The organism is Sporofaciens sp. St.21A7 (genome assembly GCF_059728535.1).
The window spans coordinates 1,889,282-1,908,018 of the sequence record NZ_BAAGFN010000001.1; the positions used below are offsets into that span (position 1 = coordinate 1,889,282).

Here is an 18,737-nt window from a genome sequence, read left to right on the forward strand (position 1 = left end):
TGATTTTACCAATATAAAAAGTTATAATTGCTTATAGATATAAGCAATATTCAGATATTGAAAAACGGAGGTATAAATTTAAGAAAGATAATAGGTCATTAAGTGAAAAGTGGAGGTGTTAGAGATAAGAGGATTGTGGAAAAAAATAAGGATAAAATGGGATACTTTTTGGATAGGGGACGAAAACGACGATTCTAAGAAGCATTTAAGCCAGTCAGATAAGCGTTCTCTCTTATATGGTTATTTTGTGATAGGTACACTTACGGTAGTATTTGTAGTATTTCTTATCAAAATGAATGACATCCGGATAAACCGCCGGAATGATGAAGCTATGGAAGAACTTCTAAACATGGTTATATCTTATGTAGAAGCAGCCACAGAGGATGAATATGATGAGATTGCCCAGACCATAAGGCACGATTTAGTATTTCACAAATATGAAAAGGATATAGAGAAATACATCCGATATATTCCGAACACATCTGAGCAATGTCGTGCCTGCAGGGGAATTTATCCGGCGCAAGCGGTTCTTGTCAGCTTAAATACCGGAGAATCCTATTCACTGGACTTATTTGAACAGGGAATAGAGCCAGAGGAATATCAGGGGAACACGCTGTTGACATATGGCTATGATGAAATAAGCCAGACAAGCATCCACATTTCCAAAAGTCCGGGAGAAAACAAAGGTTTGGCAGAAATAGAACGAGGAAACGGGATTGTCAGCATCCACAGGATGAAAAGATTGTTTTGTGATGACTGTATCAGAGCTATGTTGGATACGGTTGAGCATCAGCTTATCGGAGAACTTGTCATATGCGATACAAAGAAGAATACATTTTATCCCCTGGAAGATGAAAGCAAGGCGCAGATTGGAGATTATGCATTAGAAACAGAATATAAAGACGGAGATTACGAGATAGCAGTTAAGTCAGTCAATGAAACCGAGTGATCCAGGAATTGATAACAGGAAGGAGAACAAAGCAATATGGAGCCGAATTATATACAATTACCGCCAATGCCGTCCGATATGCCGCCGGAGCTCATAGAGGTTGTCTGGGGATTTGCCCGGATGGAAGAGCCGGAACGGAAAAAGTTTTTAGCTTTTATGCAGGAAGAAATGAAGGCTGGTACAGATAAAAGTGAAAAAGAAAAACTGCTAAGAATGATGGAGCGATCCGGCGGGGAAGCAAGCCCTTATATCGAAGAGTTTCATTCCCTTATGCGGGAGTTAGTCGGAACGTTGGTGGCACAGGCATGTGAAATGGCGGCGCTTGTTCTCCAATATTACTGCATTGATGAAAAATCCATAAAAGAAATATCGGAAATATTCCATGTGCCTGAGAACACGATAGAACTCATGGCACAATACTACGAAAGAAAAAAGAAATAATATCATCTTTGCCACATGAAAGCGGCGAATCCTTGATACAGAAAGGGTTCGCCGTTTTTGCCATTTTCGTAGAATTATGAGTAACTGCAATGCGGTACTTGTAAGAGCAAGTATCGTCCAAGGTTCCAGATTCCGCTTCCGCTCCATCCTCCACTCCGGACAGCTACTTGTTGGGGAGTGCCTTCCCCAAACCCTGCTTATGAAAAAATCTACAGATTTTTGAATCCTTTACTGCATAAAATCCCCATCCGGTTACGAGAGCAAAATAAAAAGTAATTATAAATTTTTTATAAACTGTTTGTATTTTGGTACCGCCAGCCTGCTATTAGTGAAAGGAGGTTTTTGAAAAAATAAAAAAATTTTCTCTGACTACTTACATTTTGGCCCCGCCAGTCTGCTATTAGTGAAAGGAGAAATTTTAGGAAAGAAAATTTTGGAAAGGAGTGACAACGATAGCTATGAAAAAAATGTACAACACACCCCACCGGGGATGCATTGTCAAGACAAGGCTGACCAAAGAAGAACGGCAGGACTTTGAGGAAAAATGCAGGACGCTTTCCATAAGCCAGTCCGAGTATCTTAGGCAGGCAATCTTTTCCGGCAAGGTATCCACGACCATCAGGGTAACGGCAAACAATGAGGAAATGCTGACCGCAGTTTCAAATCTGGTGGCGCAGTACGGGAAGATTGGCAGCAACTTAAACCAGATTGCCAGACACCTAAATGAATACGGCTTTCCTTACCGGGAACTTGCCGCAGAACTGGAAGGATGCGCCGCTGACCTTGCCGCCTTGAAATTTGAAGTGCTGAAAGTCATCGGGGAAGCCTATGGCAACGATAAAACATATCAGCTCTAAGAATGCCGATTACGGAGCAGCCGAACAATACCTGACCTTTGAGCATGACGAATTTAACATGAAGCCAGTAAAGGATGAAGCCGGACGGATGGTTCCCCGTAAAGGTTACAAGATTGAGACTGTGAATTGCGGGGAGGAAGATTTTGCAATCTCCTGCCTGCAGGCGAATATGCAGTATAAAAAGAACAGCCAGCGGCAGGACATAAAGAGCCATCACTACATTATCAGTTTTGATCCCAGGGATGCCGACGACAACGGTCTGACCGTAGAGAAAGCACAGAAATTGGGGATGGAGTATTGTAAGAAACATTTCCCCGGACATCAGGCCCTTGTCTGCACCCACCCGGACGGACATAACCATTCCGGCAACATCCATGTACACATCGTCATCAATTCCCTGCGCATCCATGCAGTGGAGCGGAAAGCCTACATGGACAGGCCATGCGACACACAGGAAGGCGCAAAGCATCGCTGTACCGCTTCTGCTATGCGGTATTTCCGGAGTGAAGTCATGGAGATGTGCCAGCGTGAGGGATTATATCAAATTGACCTGCTGAACGGCGGCAGGGAGAAGGTTACCGAGCGTGAGTATTGGGCAAAGAAACGTGGACAGGCAGAGAAAGACATCCTGAATAAAAAAATGATTGCAGACGGGGTTACGCCAAGACAGCCTAAGTTCGAGACGGAGAAAGAATTGCTGCGTCAGTCAATACGTTCAGCGCTTTCGGCGGCAGCATCCTTTGAGGATTTTTCCGCAAGGCTCATGCAGGATTACGGGATTGAAGTCAGGGAAAGCCGGGGGAGATTAAGCTACCTTACCCCGGACAGGACTAAGCCGGTCACTGCCCGGAAGCTGGGAACGGATTACGATAAGGCAGCGGTACTTTCTGTCCTTGCCGAAAATGCTTCCAGAGCCGCCAAAAAGGAGCAGGCCGGACAAAACCACAGGGAGAGCGTCATAGAACGCTTAAAACACCGGAAAACGTCTGGAACCGCACCGAATCAGGACAGTATACAGCGCATGGTTGATATCCCGGCAAAAATGGGCGAAGGCAAGGGCAAAGGATATGAATGGTGGGCGAAAGGCTTCAATCTCCAGCAGATGTCGCAGACGATGATTTATCTTGAAGAATGCGGCTTCTCCTGCCCGGAAGATGTAGACCATGCCATACAGGAATCGTCTGACAGGCAGAGGGCGCTTTCAAAGGAAATAAAATCTATGGAAAAGAAGATTGCCGACAATAAAGAGCTGATACGTCAGGCATCCGTCTACCGCAAGACCAAGCCATCATATGAAGGGCTGAAAAAGGCGAGAAAGCGGGAACGCTACGAGGAAGAGAACCGGGCAGACCTTGCTTTATTTGCGGCGGCAGGACGGTATTTTCAGGAGCGGGGAATGACGAAGTTCCCTGACCTGGCAAAAATCAAGGCAGAGAACCAATCCCTGGTTTCCCGGAAAAATGCCATTTATAGCGAATACCTGGAGCAGAAAACAAAAACAGCGGAACTTCGCCGGGTGAAAACCAACCTGGACGCAATGCTGAGACAGGAATATAAGCCGCAGAGACGGCAGGAACAAGAGCGATAGAGAATGAAAAAAGGAGGAACTATGCAATTTACCAAGAGTGAACTTGAGATGATTTACAAGTATGCATGCACGACAAAAGAAGATACGGTTAAGGCTATGAAAGAAGCATTATCCGCTATCGGGGATGAACTGACCTACATAATCATAAGGAACGCCGCAGAAAAGCTGGGGAAGCTGCCGGAGCCGGAATGCAGCCGTTTTATAGCAGACAATAAAGCGCATCACATAGAAAAGAGTGAACGTTCCGTCCTGCGGCGGCTTGCCGAAGCCAAGGAGCGGGTAAAACAGCCCGTCCTGCAGGGGCATGATTTGTCGGGGATCGAACGCTTCCAGAAAGATACCCGGCACATGATCGTCTTTGATGTGCTGAACAATGACAGCCCTGTCGGGTTTAAAGGGGAGAGATACCGTCTCTTCCTCTCTGACGCAGGATATAACATTGCAAGAGCCAGTGAAAAGCGAGGGGAGATGAAAATCAGGAACCATGCCGCAGTAGCCGCCGGAAAGCTGTACCCCGATAAAAAGGCTGAACATGACAGATAATTGTTCCGGGAGGAAGTTCAGAAAGCAGGGAGAACCACAGGAAAATAGAAATAGAGTGGAAACAGAGGGGCAGGAAACAGGATATGTCTGGGCAGATACACATTTACCGCCTTATCTCCCCTACCCCCGGTTCCTGCTGAAAATGGATATCACACAGACAGCAAAGCTTTTGTATGCACTGCTCTTAGACCGCACTACCCTATCGCAGAAGAACGGATGGCAGGATGAATCCGGAAGGACATATATTATATTCCCGGTAACGGCGATAGCGGATGCATTGGATAAAAGCCCGTCAACCATAAAAGAAGCGTTGAACGAATTAGACCGGGCAGGTCTTCTGGAACGGAGGCGGCAGGGATTCTCCACAGCAAACCGCCTGTATGTGAAGCTGCCGCCAGTAGTCCAGATTTCCGGACTTATGGAGGCCGATAATCCGTACCTCATAAGTCCGGAAAATCAGACTACTGACAGCCAGAAAACCGGACTTATGACGGCCGGAAAACTGGCCTCTAACAACTATAATATAAACAAAACAATAGAGAACCAAACAAAGGGAGTGAATGGGGGACGCACTGTCTGCGGCAGATACAATAATATTTTCCTCTCCGAAGAAGAATTATCGGAACTGGAGAGTGAATACCCCGGCAGGCTGCAAAGGTTTATAGAGGAAATGAGCCGTTACCTTGCCGCAACCGGGAAGAGTTACCACAACTATGCCGCCGCCATACGGATATGGGCGGACAATGACAGGAATGGAAACGCCGCACAGGGCATCCCCGATTACGAATATAAGGAGGGCGAGAGCCTATGATTTTAGACGATACCAGGGGAACGATGGTTCCGATGGATGCAGAGCCGGAAAACGGCGATTACACAGGGGAGGACGGGCTTTTATACTGTGGAGCCTGCCATACGCCGAAAGAAGCCTATTTCCCGGAAGGAAAGACGCTTTTCGGGCGTGACCGCCACCCATCCGAATGCGAATGCCGGAGAAAGGAACGGGAAAAGCGGGAATCGGAAGAACGGCAGAGGGAGCATGAAGCTACGGTGGAACGGCTGAAGGACAGCGGATTCACAGACGGCAGCATGAAGAGATGGACATTTGACAATGACAACGGGAGAAATCCACAGATGAGATTTGCACACATCTATGTGGAGCATTGGGAGGAAATGCGGGAAGAGAGCCGGGGGTATCTCCTTTGGGGGAATGTGGGTACAGGAAAGACCTACCTTGCCGGATGTATCGCAAATGCGCTGATGGAGCGGGAAATCCCGGTACGGATGACGAACTTCGCTGCTATTCTAAACGACCTGACAGGCACATTAAATGGGAGGAATGCTTATATAGAGCGTTTATGCAGCTTCCCACTCCTGATACTGGATGATTTTGGGATGGAGAGGGGAACGGAATACGGCTTAGAACAGGTCTACAACGTGATAGACAGCCGTTACCGGAGCCGCAGGCCATTGATTGTTACTACGAACCTGACATTATCAGAACTGCAGAATCCGGCAGACAGGGCGCATCAGAGAATTTATGACAGAGTGCTTGCCATGTGTACGCCAGTCTGCTGTTCCGGGATAAATTTCCGTAAGGTACAGGCACAGAAGAACATGGAATATCTGAAAGAAATGTTGAAATAAAGGAGGGAATGAATGCAGAAAAAGAAAAAAGGGAGAAAAGATACGTCAATCCGCTATGTGGTAGAGCATGTATATTCCGGTACGGAGAGCATGGAGGGATTATTGACGGTTGTGAGCGAAGAAGCCGCCCGCAGGAACGTGGAGGAAAGATTAAGGAACGGCAATATGGGTACAGAGAAGAAAGCTGTCTGAAAAGATGAATTGACGGTTGATACCAGAGACAGAAGAGGCTATAATGAAGTCAGCGTATTTCTGTCTCTGGATATTGAGTAAATATAGGAGGCCAATATGCAGAATACAGAAAATAAAGAAATATGGACAGCGCTTTATGCGAGATTGTCAATGGACGACGGGAACGTTGGGGAGAGCGTGAGCATCGGGAGCCAGAAAGCGATCCTCAAACGGAAAGCGGAAGAAATGGGAATCCACAGCTATAAATTCTATGTGGACGACGGATTCTCTGGTACGAATTTCAACCGTCCATCTTTCCAGCAAATGATTACGGATATCGAATCGGGGCATGTGGATTGTGTCATAACTAAGGATTTATCAAGGCTTGGGAGGAATTATCTGGAGAGCGGGGCATACATTGAAGTGTTTTTTCCGAACCATCATGTCCGCTATATCGCTGTGAATGACGGCGTGGATTCAGCGAACAGTGGCGGGATGGACATTACCCCGTTCAAGAACATCCTGAATGAATTTTATTCACGTGATATTTCCAAAAAGGTAAAATCCGGTAAGTATATCCGAGCTTGCCAGGGGAAATTTATGGGAGTTCATGCGCCGTTCGGCTACAAAAAAGATCCGGCAGACAAGAACCATCTGATTGCGGATGAAGAAACAGCGCCGACTGTCCGCTATATTTTCCAGCTTGCCCTGAAAGGCTATGGGAATAATAAAATTGGGAAAGTCCTTTACCAAGAGAAGATTCCGAAACCAGCTTATTATAAGCAGGAGTATTTTGGAAAATTTCTGATTAAGGAAGATGACGCTTATGACTGGAAACAGGAAACGGTTCTCCGTATTCTGCGCAATCCGCTATATAAAGGCTACTTTTGGGTGCAGAAACAGGATAAGAAGCATTTTAAACAGCAGACAAGGGGTTATATCCCGATTAAAGAGCGTGTCATTATTCCCAGCGACCATGAAGCGATCGTAGATGAACATACGTGGAATACTGTACAGGAAATCCTTGACAGGCATACGAAAGTGAAGCCATGCACTTCCGGTTATGACAATAAATTTCGGGGGATTTTAAAATGCGCCGATTGTGGCAGCAACCTTATGATACACACAGACGGGAGGAACCCGGATAGGCCGCTTCTTGAAAAGACGTTTTATCAATGCCGCATTTATCGTACAAGAGGCGTAAGGTTCTGCAGACAGCATCGGATTGATGCAGGGGCATTGGAAGAACTGGTGCTTTCTGATATCCAGTTCCATGCGGGGAAGGTCATAAAGAACAGGGAGAATTTCATGCGGAAAGTGCTTGGGCAGATGGATATGTCATCGGCAAACAGCAGGGCGGATATCGACAAGAAAGTAGCTGTCTTAGAGAAAAAGTTAAAAGAATCTGATAAACAATTCATTAAGCTGTATGGGGACTGGTCAAAGCAGATGATTTCAGAGCAGCAATTCCGGCTGCTGTCTGCCCACTTTGAGCAGGAAAAGAAAGACTATACAGAGCAAATCGAAAAGTTAAAAGCGATGGCTGAAAATCTGGAGGACAGCACAGGCAAAGCGGAACGCCTTGCCGATGAAATGGCGGAGTGTGCCGAGATTAAGGAGCTGACTACAGAGATTGTCAATCGCCTGATCGAAAAGATTGAGGTATCAGAACCTCAGACCATCAACGGGGAGAAAGTCCAGAATATCAGGATTTTCTACAAGTTTGTTGGGGAAATCAATTAAAAATCCATTTATGTATCTATAATACTGGGGGTAGTGAACTCGCCCCAGAGGGGACGAATTACCGAGCCAAGACGAGGTTTGCGAAGTTCTACAACCTGCCAGAACTGATGCAGATGTTCCGTGAGGTTGCGGACATCCAGACCGCCGATATGCTGAAGCTCCCCGTGCCAAAGGTCAATTACCACAACATCAAGACCAAGCCGAGCCAAATCCAGACGGAAATGGTGGCGGGGCTTGCGAAGCGGGCGGAGAAAATCCGAGCCAAACTGGTAAAGCCACAAACAGATAACATGCTCAAAGTGACAAACGACGGGCGGCAGCTTGCCCTAGACCAGAGATTGATTGACCCGATGCTGCCCGACGACCCGAACAGCAAAGTCAACGCCTGCGTGGAAAATATGTACCACATCTGGGAGGGACATGCCGACACAAAGGCGGCACAATTATTGTTCTGCGACCTCAGCACACCGAAAAATGACGGCATGTTTAATGTCTACGATGACATGAGGGAGAAGCTGATACGGCGTGGAATCCCTGCGGAGCAGGTGCGTTTCATCCATGAAGCGAATACTGACGCACAGAAAAAGGAGCTGTTCGCAAAGGTAAGGAGCGGCGAGGTGCGTATATTGTTCGGCTCTACCCAGAAGATGGGCGCAGGTACGAATGTGCAGGACAGGCTGATTGCCATCCATAATCTCGACTGTCCGTGGAAACCGTCGTGCTTGGAACAGCGTCAAGGTCGTCTGGAAAGGCAGGGCAATATGTTTCCCGAAGTGGAGGTTTACCGTTATGTGACGGAACAGACATTTGATGCGTACCTCTATCAGCTTGTGGAGGGTAAACAGAAATTCATCTCCCAGATAATGACGAGCAAAAGCCCCGTGCGTTCTGCCGAGGACGTGGACGAGGTCGCCCTCTCCTTTGCGGAGGTGAAAATGCTTGCCACGGGCGACGAGCGTTTCAAGGAAAAAATGGACTTGGATATGCAGGTGGCGAAGCTGAAAGTCTTGAAGCAGAGCTACCTTTCCGAGCATTACGACCTTGAGGACAGGATACTGAAGCACTACCCGCAGGAGATTAAGGAGTATGGGGAACGCATTATAGGCTATGGGAATGATGCCAAAATTGCCAGCCAGCATATGCCACAGGGCGAGGACAAGTTCTGCCCGATGACTTTAAACGGCGTGACCTACAAAGAAAAAGCGGACGCAGGCGGGATGCTGCTTGCCATCTGCAAGGAAAACCCGCTGTCACAGCCGATACAAATCGGCAGCTACCGTGGCTTTCAGATGGAGGTTTTCTATGATACCGTCAATGCACACTATTGTCTGAACCTCTGCGGAATGAGGAAATACAAGGTGGATTTAGGAGCGGATGCCCTCGGCAATCTGACCAGAATCGAGAATGAGATTGCCAAGCTCCCCGCCAGACTGGAAGCCGCCAAGACCAGAAAGGAGGAAACCATCGCACAGCTTGAAACCGCAAAAGAGGAAGTAAAGAAGCCGTTTGCCTTTGAAAATGAGCTGAAAGAAAAGACGGAACGGCTGAACACACTCAATATCGAACTGAATCTGAATGAAAAAGATAAGTCTGTTATTGACGATGAGCCAGAGCAGAACGCCGGGCAGCCAGAGAAAAAATGCACGGACAGGGAGCGTTAAATCCAGTTTCACATTTGTACTGCTGATTTTGGGGTATTATAATAAGGACGATTAGAAAGAATCGGAGGTGAGGAAGAATGTCTGATGCGTTCAGATTTGAAACTTTTGTAGATGTTCATGACAATGTTTTTAATGAATATCTCGGCTCTGTCATCGCAAAGCTGTCCAGAGAAAACGAGGAATACCGTGCCGTGAGAGCCGAGATTGAGAGCCTTTATGGGAAATATCCGAAAGTCTTAGGCGTGTTTGACACGGAAACATCGGCGGAACTGACCGAGGAAGAATGTGCAGCGTTGATTGAAGTAATGGAGCTTAGAAACAAACTTACGGATATGGAAATGCAGTCGGTCTACTTCCGTGGCTGCTATGACAGCGTGGGATATTTGAAAAAGGCAGGAATTTTGTAACGGACTGACCGAGAAAAAGGCGGTGTCGGCGTGGAGCTGATGCCGTCTTTTACATAATAAATTGATTGAAAAATGTTGATTTATGTAATATAATTATACAAAATACATATAGGAAAAAACTAAAATAAAAAATTTAATTAAAGCTATACAAGGAGGGGAACAAATGTTAAAAAAGCTTATTTTAATAGATGGAGCAGCAGGAACAGGAAAAACAGACCTTGTGGAGTATGTAAAAAACAGATATCATAATGCAAATATGTTGCGTAAATACACTACAAGACCATTTAGGGAAGAAGAAAAAAATAGTAATCTTGACTTGATTTTTTTATCGGAAGAAGAATTTGCGAAGAAAAATTTTGGTGATAAGAATAAATATCCATATGGAGGACATTTATATGGATTTAATGAAGACGAACTTAGAGCATCTTTGGAGAAATATGAGTTTACACTAGTAATAATTAGAAGTATTCAAATAATAAAAAGATTGCAAGCTGATTATAAGTACAAGGCAATTGTTGTACCTATATATATTTATACGGATAGAAATCTTGTTGTGGAAAGATTAAAATCCGATGGATATACTAATGATAAAATAGATTTTAGATTAAAAAGGTCTGAATCGTGTTGGGAAGATTATCTTGAGAATGATTATTTTGAAACGCCAATAATAATAAATAACTCGAATAAAGTAGATTTTCACCGAAAAATCAATCAAATATTCACATCGAATATTGTTAAAGAGAATGAAAAATATATTTATATAAATCCTTCTGTCAAATTTGAATTGATTAGTGCTTTGCGAGGATATAAAAAAGAAATCCAGAGTAAACTCAATAAGCATCCATATGAAAAGAATGTTTTTTTAATGATGAAATTTCGGGATAATAACAAAGTTACCTATGAATATATTAAAAAGGAATTAGAAAGGCAAGGATATAATTGCGTTAGAGCAGATGAAAAAGAGTGGAAAAATATTACAGGAACATCTTTTAATCCAATGGCAGTTGTGTACTGTTGCAAATATGGCATTGCATTGTTTGATGAGGCAGAAGAGGGTGCTTATTATAATCCCAATGTTGCGTATGAACTTGGAATGATGCAAACTCAGAATAAGAGATGTTTAATCTTAAAACATCATTCTCTCCCTAATCCACCATTTGATATAGTTAAAGATTTATATCAAGTATATAATAAGGAGATTGAGTTTGAGAAGATATTAAGCGATTGGATAAGTAGTTTGGAGGGCAACTAAGATATATTTTCATTGGAAAAGCAAATTAAATATCATACATAGCCGAGAGGTTTTCACAACGAAAATCCCTCGGCTTATTTTATTTTCAAGGAGGTGTGTGATTGAATTACCAAGAGTACAGACAGTCCCTTAATCAAAAACTGGCTGAAAAAGTACAGCGTGAGCTTGCCGATTTCCGTGAGGACATCCTAAGCAAAAGCCCGCAGGAGATTTACGATGCTGCATATCAGATTATCTTGAAGAATGATATTGCAGAGTGCTTTTCAGATGCAGATTATTCCCCGCAGGCGGCAAAAGCCTTTATGAAATCCCCGAATCTTTTGCAGGATGTTTATGAGGAATGGCTTGGACGGGAGGATTCCCACATGGATGAACTGCGCCAGACCATCGCAGATTTTAAATCCTATATGGTTAAGACGGAAAAAATTCTGTCTGGGAAAGAAAGGTGATTGCCCATTGAGAAGCAGCAGACCCTATGTGCAGATTGACCCAGACGTGCTTGAGCGGGCAAGGCAGGTAGACCTGCTTTCCTATCTTAGAGCCTACGAGCCGAGCAATCTTATCAAGGTCAAAGGCACAACGAACGTGTACTGTACCGCCGAGCATGACAGCTTGAAGATTTCCAACGGCAAATGGTACTGGTGGTCGAGGGGCTTCGGCGGCTATTCTGCCCTTGATTATCTGATGAAAGTTAAGGAATACGGCTTTGTGGAAGCCGTGGAAATCCTCACGGGGCAAACGATGGCGGACTGGAAACCGCCGCCCCCTGCCGTGAAAAAAGACGAGCCAAAGGTGCTGCTCCTGCCGCCGAAGAACAGAAATTGCGACAGGGTGAGTGAGTATCTTTTCGGGCGTGGCATTGATTATCAGCTTATCCAAGAGTGCATTGCCGAGGGAATTATTTTCGAGAGTGCCGACTACCACAATGTTGTTTTTATTGGAAAAGATGAAAGCGGAACGCCAAAGTACGCCGCCTGCCGTGGCACAATCAGCAGCTTCAAGCGTGACGCATCGGGTAGCGACAAACGGTATTCGTTTCGGCTTCTGGCGAGAGAGCCGTGTGCTTCGGTGCATTTATTTGAAGCCGCCATTGATTTATTGTCCTATGCCACCTATTTAAAATGCGAGGGCAGGGATTACAAAGTGGAAAACCTGCTCTCCCTGTCGGGCGTATATCAGCCAAAGAAAGAGATAAAGGACAGCAAAATCCCCGTTGCCCTCACGACATTTTTAAAAGCAAACCCACAAATCAAGAATATCTATCTGCATCTGGATGAAGATAAGGCAGGTCGGTTATGTACCGCAGCCTTGAAAGAATTGTTGCAGAAAGACTACCGAATCGTTGATAAACCGCCGCCAGTCGGCAAGGACTTCAACGATTTTTTAATGTCCTATCTGGGGATTACAAGGCAGAAACAGAGCCGTGAAAGGGGTGATGCCCGTTGATTGTCTGATGATTTTTCTAAGACAGGAGCATGAAATCAAATAAAATTTAAAGCCAAAAGAGAGGAAAAGAAGAGTGAAAAAATATGATGTTACACTCACAGGTCACTTTGAAAAGACCGTTTCCATCTATGCAGACAGCCCCGAACAGGCGGCGGAAAAGTTAAAGATTGTCCTGTTTGATACCGACCTTGTCACATTTTCCGATGAGGATTTTGTCTGCGGAGAAGCGGATATTAAGGACGAAGATGAGGACGGAGATGAAGAAATGGAAACCGAGGGCGGGGGATTTGAGAATGAAGATTGTTCCGACTGTCCGTACTTTTGCCCCGTGTGTGGAGAATGTATGTATGAGGGCGAAGATTAAAGACACGTCTTACCAAGCACTGAATTTGGTTATCCATCTGCCGATGGAAACAAAATTCGCTTGTTAGGGGAAAGCTCCCCTAATACCCCGTAAAAAGAACAATGCTAAAGTATGCCGCCATACCGTGTGCGGCACGGCGGTCACAGAAAGGAATCCAAGAATGAGTGAGTTTTTATATTTTATCCTCGGCACAACGCTCGGCGGCATGGTCGGCGTGGCGGCTATGTGCGTGCTGCAGATTAACAGGCTCTCCGAGGGAAAGGGGGATTTGGATGCGGAAACGAAACGTGCAGATACTGTTCCGACTGACCGAGGAAGAAGCTGAATACCTCTGCTCCCTTGCGGAGCGGGCGGGACACTCCAGACAAGCCCTGCTCCAGTCGATGGTCATGGGCTACCGCCTGTGCGAGAAGCCAGACCCAGAGTTCTATAAAATCATGCGGGAATTGTCCGCCATCGGCAACCGCATCAACCAGCTTGCGGCAAAGGCGAACGCCCTGAACTTTGTGGACACGCCGATGCTTTATGACGAAGCGAAGCGGTGGCGTGACTTCCGTCTAGACGTGGGCAGATGCTACCTTGTTCCGAGGAAGATGTCTGGCTGATGGCGGTCTGCGAGATATGGGACGTAAGGGGCAGGCTCGACCACCCCATCGACTACGCCGAGAACCCAGAAAAGACCGCCAACCCGAAATACACGGATGCGGACTTGCAGGCGATGGGCGACGTGATGAAGTACGCCACCAACGGCGACAAGACCGAGCGACAGTTTTTCGTCACGGGTGTCAACTGCGACCCGACTACCGCAAGGGACGAGATGATGATGGCAAAAGCCCAATGGAACGACCAGAGCGAAATAGTCTGTTATCACGGCTTCCAGAGTTTTAAAGCGGGCGAGGTCACGCCAGAGGTTGCCCATGAGGTCGGCGTGAAGCTGGCGGAGAAGATGTGGGGAGAAAGGTTTCAAGTAATCGTGGCGACGCATCTGAACACGGAATGCCTGCACAACCACTTTGTCGTCAATTCAGTTTCCTACGTTGACGGAAAGCACTACCACGACAACAAGAAAAACCTGCGGCTGCTCCGCCAGCGTTCGGATGAATTGTGCCGTGAGTATTCATTATCGGTCATCGAACACCCAAGCGGCAGGAAGAAGCCCTATGTCCTCTGCCAAGCCGAGAAGAACGGTCTGCCTACGAGGGATGCCGTGGCACGGCAGGCGGTGGACGAAGCCATCTCAAAATCATTTACGCTGAAAGATTTTGACCGCCAGTTGTCGGAAATGGGATACCGCATCAATTTCGACCCTAACAGAAAATACTGGACGATAATCGGCAAGGGATGGCAAAGACCGAAGCGGCTCTACAAGCTCGGCGAGGATTATACCAACGAGAGGATAACGGAACGCATCAAGGAAAATTCCTATGCGGTCAAGTTCTCCCGATTTGCCGAGCCGACAAAACCTGTCAAGGTCATAAGGGTAAAAGGCACATTAAAGGATGCCAAGAAAATCGGCGGCTTGCGTGGGCTGTATCTCCACTACTGCTACAAGCTCGGCATCCTGCCAAAGAAGAAACAGCAGAATTACGCACGGCTTCACTATCTCCTAAAGGACGACTTGCTGAAGATGGAAGCCATCACCAACGAAACAAGGCTGCTCTGCCGCAACCATATAGATACGGCACAGCAGCTTTTGTCTCATAAAGGCTCTCTGGAATCCGAGATGCAGGAGCTGACCGAACAGCGTAAGGGGCTTTATTCCCAGAGCCGCAAATCAGTCGGCAAAGAAAAAGAAGCGGTCAAGGCTCGGCTGTCGGAAATCACAGAGCGGATGAAAATAATCCGAAAGGAGGTCAGATTGTGCGATGGTGTCCTTGCCCGAAGCGACACTATCAAGGAGAAGTTGCAGACCATACGGACAAATGAAAAAGAACAGAAAGGAAAGGAGCTGATGAAGCATGAACACAGGCGGCGAAGCGGCGGAGCAAATCGTAAGGATGAGCTTGGAAGGATTTGAGGTCGCAGCCAGAATCACGGGGGCGGGTGCGAAGAACATCGCCATCCTGCTCTACTCCATCTTAAAGGAAGAACAGAAAACCAAAGGAAAGGCAAGGCTCACAAACATGCTCCGCTCTGGAAAGGAGCTAAAAGTCTTTACCGTAAAGAGCGGCGACTTGAAGAAGTTCACGCAGGAAGCGAAGAAATACGGCGTACTCTACTGCGTTTTGGCGGACAGGGGAAATAAAGACCCCAATGCGGAGGTAGATGTGATTGCCCGTGCGGAGGACGCATCGAAAATCAGCCGCATCGTAGAGCGTTTCAATCTTGCTTCCGTAGATACCGCTTCCATCGTGACCGAAGCGGAAAAATCGAAAGGGGAAAAGGGAAAGGCGAAAGATGCCAAGACCACAGATACAAAGGACGGTCAGCCAGAGCCAGACGTCGGCGTGGAGGAAAAGGCGGAGAAAGACAAACTCATGGACGCCCTTATGGGAAAGCCCATGCAGAAAGAGGAAAACGCCCCAAACCCCTCGGTGGCAAAGACAGAAAAATCCCCTCTGTCCGAGCCTACCTTAAAGCAGCAAAGGAAGCCCGCAGAGGGGGCTACTATGGCTAAGGCGGAGAAGCCGTCAGTCAGGGAGGAACTGCGGAAAATCAAAGAGAGCCGAAAGGAACAGGAAGCGGATGTTTCCCCTGCAAAAGAGAAATCCCCCGACAGGGAAAAAAAGCCGCCCGCAGGAAAGACGGAGCATAAGCAGCCCCAGAAGCGGAAACGGAAACCAAAATCGAAAGGAGCAAGATAAGCATGAGCATTTATGACGTATTCAGCGGCGGCAGACCTTTTAACAAAGAGGAATGGGCGGCGCAGAAACAGGAGCAGCGCAAAGCAGCCTATGAGCTGATAGACACGACCTGCGGACAGATGATGATGGACGGCGGTGCATTTCAGCAGTACCTTGACGTGCAGGGGCATTTTGACCGTTACTCCGTCAACAACGCAATCTTAGTTTCGGCACAGATGCCCGAAGCGACGCAGCTTAAGGATTACGGCAGTTGGAAACAGAGCCGTGCCTATGTGGACAAGGACGCTCAGAAAGTCACCATCCTTGAGCCGGGGAAAGAATACGAGCGGGAGGACGGCTCAAAGGCGGTCGGCTACAACGCCAAGATAGTCTACGACATTTCCCAGACCTCGGCAAAGGACAGGCAGCAGCCGCAGGAAGCCAAAACCATGCGGGAGCTTGTGTCGGCAATGATTGACGCAAGCCCCGTTTCCTTTGTGCCAGTGGACGACCTTGAGCTGCCTGCTTTTTTTGACAGCACACAGCAGACCATCTTCATCAAGACGGGGCTTTCCGAGGAACAGCTCTTTGTCAGCATGGCAAAGGAAGTGTCGGCGGCGGTCTTTGACTTCAAGCACAAGGAGAGCCGTGACGTTTCAGAGTTCAAATCGTTCTGCGTCGCCTATATGGTAAGCTCCCGCTACGGCGTGGACACCAAAGGCTTCCGCTTCGACAATCTCCCGAAAGAGTTTGCGGGCATGGAAACGCAGGAATTTAAAGGGCAGCTTGGCAGGGTGCGTGATGTACTCGGCGAAATCCAGTCGGATATGTATAAGAGCCTTGAAAAGAACAAGCCGCCCAAATCCAAAGAGCAGGAACGCTAATCGGAGGTGCAGCAATGAAAGAAAAACGCTACTATATCGTGGTGGATAAGTATGATAAAAATATTATCCTCAATGCCCTCAACACCCTGCGGACGCAGCAGATACAGGAGGAACGCCCCACCGAGCCTGTTGACGAGCTGATAGAAAGGGTGGCATACGCCCCAACCAGAAAAGTAAAGGTCGCCCCGTGCAAGTGCCATGAAGAACGGTGATGATTACAAGGCGGGCTTAATCCTCTCCCTCTGCGGAATCGTGCCTGTCGTGTGGCTTGCCTTGCTGACTGCCCCTTATGTCAGCGGCGGCATCGTGGAGATAATCGGCAACCTGTCCGTGGCAATGGAGAACCCGTTTTCCATAACGGTATGTGAGGACACTCCCAGAATTGTCCTTATTTACCTGCTTGCCTACGGCATGGGAATCGGCGTTTATTTCTCCACACGCAGGAACTACCGCAAGGGGGAGGAACACGGCTCTGCAAAATGGGGCAACGCAAGTACGCTTAATAAAAAGTATCGAGATAAAAACGCATCGGAGAACAAGCTGCTGACCCAGAGCGTCCGCATCGGGCTTGACGGGAAGAAACACCGCAGGAATCTGAATATCCTCGTGGTGGGCGGCTCTGGCGCAGGAAAGACCAGATTTTTTTGTAAACCGAACGTCATGCAGTGCAACACGTCAATGGTAATCTTAGACCCGAAAGGCGAGATTGTCCGTGACACAGGCGGGCTTCTGGAAAAGAAAGGCTATGAGGTGCGTGTGCTTGATTTAATCAACATGCACAAGAGCCACTGCTACAACCCGTTTGTCTATCTTCGGGATGACAACGACGTGCAGCGGCTTGTGACGAATCTCTTTAAGGCGACCACGCCGAAAGGAAGCCAGTCGCAAGACCCGTTCTGGGACACGGCGGCGAGTATGCTGCTTCTGTCCCTCGTGTTCTATCTGAAATACGAAGCCCCGCCAGACGAACAGAATTTCCCGATGGTGATGGAGCTGCTTCGTGCGGGGGAAGTACGGGAGGACGATGACAGTTATATAAGCCCTCTCGATGAATTGTTTGACCGCCTTGAGATGGTAAACCCAGAGCATATCGCTTTGAAATACTACCGTGATTACCACAGCGGAAGTGCCAAGACGCTAAAGAGCATCCAGATAACCCTTGCCGCACGGCTTGAGAAGTTCAATCTGGAAAGCCTTGCATCCTTGACCGCTACGGACGAGCTTGATTTGCCGTCTTTGGGGGAGAAGAAAGTCGCACTGTTCGCACTGATACCAGACAACGACACCAGTTTCAATTTCCTTGTGTCGCTGTTATACACGCAGCTATTCCAACAGCTATTCTACCTCGCCGACCACAAGTACGGCGGGAGCCTGCCCGTCCACTGCCAGTTCATTATGGATGAATTTGCGAACGTCAGTTTGCCTGATGATTTTGACAAGATTTTGAGCGTCATGCGTTCCCGTGGCGTGTCGGTCAGCATCATTTTACAGAACTTGGCGCAGCTCAAAGCATTGTTTGAGAAACAGTGGGAAAGCATCGTCGGGAACGCTGACGAGTTCCTCTATCTTGGCGGCAATGAGCAGAGTACCCATAAGTTTGTGTCGGAGCTGTTAGGCAAGGCGACCATCGACACGAACACCTACGGGAAAAGCTCTGGGCGGAGCGGCAACTATTCCACCAACTACCAGATTTCGGGGCGTGAGCTTTTAACGCCAGACGAGGTGCGTATGCTTGACAACCGCTACGCACTTCTTTTTGTGCGTGGGGAACGCCCCGTCATGGATTTGAAGTACGACATTTTGAAACACCCGAACGTGAAACTGACCGCCGACGGCGGGAAGCCGCCGTATATCCACGGCGAGCCGACGCAGGCGGTCGCAACATTTGTGTTTGGCGGGGATATTCCAAAAGACGCTGTTACGCTTGACCCTGTCAGCACTTCCTATGAGCTTCTGTCCGATGAGGACTTGGAAGAAATATTCAATTTATAAGGAGGATTTACC

At 47.4% G+C, this 18,737-nt stretch carries 22 protein-coding genes; all 22 read left to right on the forward strand.

The window, feature by feature from the left end:
* Positions 1 to 133: 133 nt before the first annotated feature.
* Positions 134 to 949, forward strand: a complete 816-nt coding sequence (locus AC6I3O_RS09200) for a hypothetical protein (RefSeq protein WP_497850645.1) — start codon at positions 134 to 136, stop codon at positions 947 to 949.
* 36 nt (positions 950 to 985) lie between these two features.
* Entirely contained in the window at positions 986 to 1,390 is a 405-nt protein-coding gene (locus AC6I3O_RS09205; RefSeq protein WP_497850646.1) for a hypothetical protein, read from the forward strand.
* Between the two features lie 458 nt (positions 1,391 to 1,848).
* Positions 1,849 to 2,247: a plasmid mobilization protein gene (locus tag AC6I3O_RS09210; protein WP_031277646.1), complete on the forward strand. Its 399-nt coding sequence runs from the start codon at positions 1,849 to 1,851 to the stop codon at positions 2,245 to 2,247.
* On the forward strand, positions 2,219 to 3,835 hold the full coding sequence (locus AC6I3O_RS09215) for a relaxase/mobilization nuclease domain-containing protein (protein WP_497850647.1): 1,617 nt from the start codon (positions 2,219 to 2,221) through the stop codon (positions 3,833 to 3,835). The genes AC6I3O_RS09210 and AC6I3O_RS09215 overlap by 29 nt, the downstream gene beginning before the upstream one ends.
* Before the next feature lie 21 nt (positions 3,836 to 3,856).
* The gene (locus AC6I3O_RS09220; protein ID WP_162211719.1) at positions 3,857 to 4,378 is read left to right on the forward strand and encodes a DUF5720 family protein; all 522 of its coding nucleotides are present in this window, start codon (positions 3,857 to 3,859) and stop codon (positions 4,376 to 4,378) included.
* Positions 4,379 to 4,520: 142 nt separating this feature from the next.
* On the forward strand, positions 4,521 to 5,189 hold the full coding sequence (locus AC6I3O_RS09225; RefSeq protein WP_497853443.1) for a helix-turn-helix domain-containing protein: 669 nt from the start codon (positions 4,521 to 4,523) through the stop codon (positions 5,187 to 5,189).
* Positions 5,186 to 6,022 (forward strand): ATP-binding protein, encoded by an 837-nt coding sequence (locus AC6I3O_RS09230; RefSeq protein ID WP_497850648.1) that lies wholly within the window; start codon positions 5,186 to 5,188, stop codon positions 6,020 to 6,022. Before AC6I3O_RS09225 ends, AC6I3O_RS09230 begins: the two co-directional genes overlap by 4 nt.
* A 12-nt stretch (positions 6,023 to 6,034) precedes the next feature.
* Complete coding sequence (locus AC6I3O_RS09235) at positions 6,035 to 6,214, forward strand: hypothetical protein (protein ID WP_497849484.1); 180 nt, start codon at positions 6,035 to 6,037, stop codon at positions 6,212 to 6,214.
* Positions 6,215 to 6,310: 96 nt separating this feature from the next.
* On the forward strand, positions 6,311 to 7,936 hold the full coding sequence (locus AC6I3O_RS09240) for a recombinase family protein (protein ID WP_497850649.1): 1,626 nt from the start codon (positions 6,311 to 6,313) through the stop codon (positions 7,934 to 7,936).
* A 113-nt stretch (positions 7,937 to 8,049) separates the two neighbouring features.
* A complete protein-coding gene (locus AC6I3O_RS09245; protein ID WP_497850650.1) occupies positions 8,050 to 9,597 on the forward strand; it encodes a helicase-related protein in 1,548 nt (515 codons plus the stop codon).
* Between the two features lie 77 nt (positions 9,598 to 9,674).
* Positions 9,675 to 10,004 (forward strand): DUF6664 family protein, encoded by a 330-nt coding sequence (locus AC6I3O_RS09250; RefSeq protein WP_497850651.1) that lies wholly within the window; start codon positions 9,675 to 9,677, stop codon positions 10,002 to 10,004.
* A 163-nt stretch (positions 10,005 to 10,167) separates the two neighbouring features.
* Positions 10,168 to 11,256 carry a hypothetical protein gene (locus AC6I3O_RS09255; RefSeq protein WP_497850652.1) on the forward strand — a complete coding sequence of 363 codons (1,089 nt, stop codon included), beginning with the start codon at positions 10,168 to 10,170 and terminating at the stop codon, positions 11,254 to 11,256.
* A gap of 101 nt (positions 11,257 to 11,357) precedes the next feature.
* Positions 11,358 to 11,705: a DUF3848 domain-containing protein gene (locus AC6I3O_RS09260; protein ID WP_497850653.1), complete on the forward strand. Its 348-nt coding sequence runs from the start codon at positions 11,358 to 11,360 to the stop codon at positions 11,703 to 11,705.
* Between the two features lie 7 nt (positions 11,706 to 11,712).
* Positions 11,713 to 12,702 (forward strand): DUF3991 domain-containing protein, encoded by a 990-nt coding sequence (locus AC6I3O_RS09265; protein WP_497850654.1) that lies wholly within the window; start codon positions 11,713 to 11,715, stop codon positions 12,700 to 12,702.
* 73 nt (positions 12,703 to 12,775) lie between these two features.
* Positions 12,776 to 13,066: a hypothetical protein gene (locus tag AC6I3O_RS09270; protein ID WP_497850655.1), complete on the forward strand. Its 291-nt coding sequence runs from the start codon at positions 12,776 to 12,778 to the stop codon at positions 13,064 to 13,066.
* A gap of 160 nt (positions 13,067 to 13,226) precedes the next feature.
* Complete coding sequence (locus AC6I3O_RS09275) at positions 13,227 to 13,391, forward strand: DUF3789 domain-containing protein (RefSeq protein ID WP_497850656.1); 165 nt, start codon at positions 13,227 to 13,229, stop codon at positions 13,389 to 13,391.
* Positions 13,339 to 13,671 (forward strand): plasmid mobilization protein, encoded by a 333-nt coding sequence (locus AC6I3O_RS09280; protein ID WP_016296651.1) that lies wholly within the window; start codon positions 13,339 to 13,341, stop codon positions 13,669 to 13,671. Before AC6I3O_RS09275 ends, AC6I3O_RS09280 begins: the two co-directional genes overlap by 53 nt.
* On the forward strand, positions 13,638 to 15,083 hold the full coding sequence (locus AC6I3O_RS09285) for a relaxase/mobilization nuclease domain-containing protein (protein WP_497850657.1): 1,446 nt from the start codon (positions 13,638 to 13,640) through the stop codon (positions 15,081 to 15,083). Before AC6I3O_RS09280 ends, AC6I3O_RS09285 begins: the two co-directional genes overlap by 34 nt.
* Positions 15,025 to 15,870, forward strand: coding sequence for a PcfB family protein (locus AC6I3O_RS09290; RefSeq protein ID WP_497850658.1), 846 nt, complete (start codon positions 15,025 to 15,027; stop codon positions 15,868 to 15,870). Before AC6I3O_RS09285 ends, AC6I3O_RS09290 begins: the two co-directional genes overlap by 59 nt.
* Before the next feature lie 2 nt (positions 15,871 to 15,872).
* On the forward strand, positions 15,873 to 16,733 hold the full coding sequence (locus AC6I3O_RS09295; RefSeq protein WP_497850659.1) for a hypothetical protein: 861 nt from the start codon (positions 15,873 to 15,875) through the stop codon (positions 16,731 to 16,733).
* Between the two features lie 14 nt (positions 16,734 to 16,747).
* Positions 16,748 to 16,945, forward strand: coding sequence for a hypothetical protein (locus tag AC6I3O_RS09300; RefSeq protein ID WP_497850660.1), 198 nt, complete (start codon positions 16,748 to 16,750; stop codon positions 16,943 to 16,945).
* The gene (locus tag AC6I3O_RS09305) at positions 16,932 to 18,725 is read left to right on the forward strand and encodes a VirD4-like conjugal transfer protein, CD1115 family (RefSeq protein WP_497850661.1); all 1,794 of its coding nucleotides are present in this window, start codon (positions 16,932 to 16,934) and stop codon (positions 18,723 to 18,725) included. The genes AC6I3O_RS09300 and AC6I3O_RS09305 overlap by 14 nt, the downstream gene beginning before the upstream one ends.
* The last annotated feature ends 12 nt before the right edge of the window (positions 18,726 to 18,737 follow it).